This is a genomic window from Nocardia farcinica, from assembly GCF_029867845.1.
Lineage (GTDB): Bacteria > Actinomycetota > Actinomycetes > Mycobacteriales > Mycobacteriaceae > Nocardia > Nocardia farcinica_A.
Window position 1 is genome coordinate 1 of record NZ_JARWRU010000565.1, and the last position, 2,501, is coordinate 2,501.

Sequence of the window (2,501 nt, forward strand, 5' to 3'; positions counted from 1 at the left end):
AGCCTGCCCGGCGCACGCCGACGCGCAGTTCGAAGCCGGAGCCGGTGACAATGCCCGCCCGCAGGTCGGTGGCGGGGTGGACGGCCGGTGGCCTGCCGTTGTCGTCGCCGACGCTGATGCGGCGCACCGGTTCGCGGACGATCTCGTCGACCCAGGTGAAGGCGCGGGCGCCGGAGAGGGCGCGGGGCCCCTCGGCGCCGTGGACGCGGGCGCAGACATTGCCGCGCAGCAGGATGACGGTGCCGTCCTCGGTGGGTGCGACCACGCCGAAGGCAGGGGGTTCGGCGCCGCCGCCGAAGACCACGCCCGCCAACCGCCGGGCGATGGCGGCGCCGGGGTGCTCGCCGCCCGCCTCGGCTTCGACGGCGTCGAGGATCAGTTCGGCGGAATCCGTCTCGGCCAGATACACCACCGCCGTCCCGAACCGTGCGACCAGTCCCGCACCTGGTGCGATGCCAACCGTCGACGGGGTCTTAGCCACCCGGCAACCTCCTTTTCCGCGCCTCAACGCGGTCCAGGATAGTGAATTTCGCGGAACCGGGCCGCCCGGCGGAGCAGATCCGTGGTGGCGGTGCGCATTTGTCGCATTCCGAACCGATCACCCCGGAAAAATACGGCCGTGCAGCGTTTTTCGCGGATCGGCGATAGCATTCGCCTACCGTTGTTTCGGCGTCGTCGATATCGCGGCCGGATCGCCGTGATCGGATCACCGTCGCATTTCGCGGAAAAATCGATCGGTTTCGCCGCGACCGGCGACGACACTGGAACGGTGACATGTGTCAGAGAGGCAGTCGAGGCCGATATTCCGGTCCTGCGGGAAATCGAACGAGCCGCCGGAGAACCGTTCGCCCGGGTGGGCATGATCGAAATCGCCGAGGACGAACCGCCGAGCGTCGAAGCGCTGCGCGGTTACCTCGAGGCGGGACGCGCCTGGGTGGTCGAGGAGGACGGCGCGGTCGTGGCCTACCTGGTCGCCGACCTGATCGACGGCAACGCCCACATCGACCAGGTCTCGGTGCGGCCGGAACTGCGGGGACGCGGATTGGGCAAGCTGCTCATCGACCGGCTCGTGGCATGGGCGCGCGAGCGCGGACTGGCCGCGATCACCCTGACCACCTTCACCGAAGTCCCGTGGAACGGGCCGTATTACGCGCGCATCGGCTTCCGGCAGCTGCCGCCCGAGGAACGGACGCCGGGGCTGCGCGCGGTGTGCGCCGCCGAGGCAGCGCACGGTCTGGAACGCTGGCCACGCACCTGCATGCGCGCCGAGGTCTCTGCCTGGCAGGCCGGATAGCGCCCCGCGCTCACCGCCCGGTCGCCCTCGGTGCGGCGATCGCCGTCTCGGCGGCGGCCAGCGCGGCCGCCCTGTCCTCGGCCACGAGCCCGATCCGGCTGCGCCGGTCGAGCAGGTCGTCCTCGGTGAGCGCGAGCTCTCGGGCGCGGGCGAAGGCGAACTCGGCGGCCAGCACGTCCATGCCGGGCGCGACGGGCGCGGCCAGCGCGGGATCGCTGTCGGCGAGAGCGAGCACATCGGTGGCCTCCGAGCCGTAGCGCTCGACCAGGAGCGGCGGCGCGGGAACGCGGTCGCGCGCCGCGCCGGTGACCGCGCCGACCAGCGGCAGTGCCCGGGTCCGGCACGGGGCGGCCGGCAGTCCGTTCGCCGCGACGACGGCGTCCACGACGTCCTCGGCCATCCGGCGGTAGGTGGTGAGCTTGCCGCCCACCACCGTGAACGCGCCGTTCGAGGACCGCAGGACGGCGTGTTCACGGGAGATGTCGGCGGTGCTGCCGTCGTCGGTGCGCAGCAGCGGACGCAGGCCGGCGAAACGGCCGCGGATGTCGGCGCGGGTCAGCGGCACGCGCAGCGCCGGGTTGACGGTGTCGAGCAGGAAGTCGATCTCGGCCTCGGTCGGTTCGGGCTCGTCGGGCACGGGCCCCGGCGCGTCCTCGTCGGTGAGACCGAGATAGACGCGGCCGTGCGCGGCGGGCAGGGCGAAGACGAAGCGGCCGACGCAGCCCGGCCCGGGCCCCCTGAGCGAGGCGGCCCGACCCCCGAAGGCCGCGGCGTCGAACACCAGGTGGGTGCCCCGGCTCGGGCGCAGTTCGATGCTCGGGTCCAGCCGGTCGGCCCATACGCCGGTGGCGTTGACGACGGCCCGCGCGCGCACGGACAGCGATTCGCCGGTGCGGGTGTCGGTGAGCGTGGCACCGTCGCCGGAGATCGACTCGGCGGCGACCCGGGTGAGCACCAGCGCGCCCTCGGCGGCCGCCGTGCGCGCCAGTGCCACCACCAGTCTGGCGTCGTCCACCAGCTGCCCGTCCCACGCCTCGAGGCCGCCGCGCAGCCCGGCCCGGCGCACCGACGGGGCCAGCCGCGATGCCTCGGCGGCCGCCACCCGGCGCGGGCGCGGCCGGATCGCCCCCCGGGGGCCCCCGCGGCGGCGCCCCCGGGCGCCCCCCCGGCAGCCCCCGCGGGGCAGCGCCCCCCGCGCGGGGCCCCT

At 74.2% G+C, this 2,501-nt stretch carries 3 protein-coding genes; 1 reads left to right on the top strand and 2 read right to left on the bottom strand.

The annotated features are described in order from the left end of the window. Positions 1-481 (bottom strand): hypothetical protein (locus QH283_RS12335; RefSeq protein WP_280503142.1); only part of this gene is annotated, 481 nt, incomplete at its 3' end. 378 nt (positions 482-859) lie between these two features. Between QH283_RS12335 and QH283_RS12340 the strand changes: the two genes are divergently transcribed. Beyond that, a complete protein-coding gene (locus tag QH283_RS12340; protein WP_280503143.1) occupies positions 860-1,294 on the top strand; it encodes a GNAT family N-acetyltransferase in 435 nt (144 codons plus the stop codon). 10 nt (positions 1,295-1,304) lie between these two features. On the opposite strand, the gene QH283_RS12345 is transcribed toward QH283_RS12340, so the two are convergent. Then, positions 1,305-2,501, bottom strand: a 1,197-nt coding sequence (locus tag QH283_RS12345; RefSeq protein WP_432420718.1) for a glycerol-3-phosphate dehydrogenase/oxidase, incomplete at its 5' end; no start/stop codon positions are given.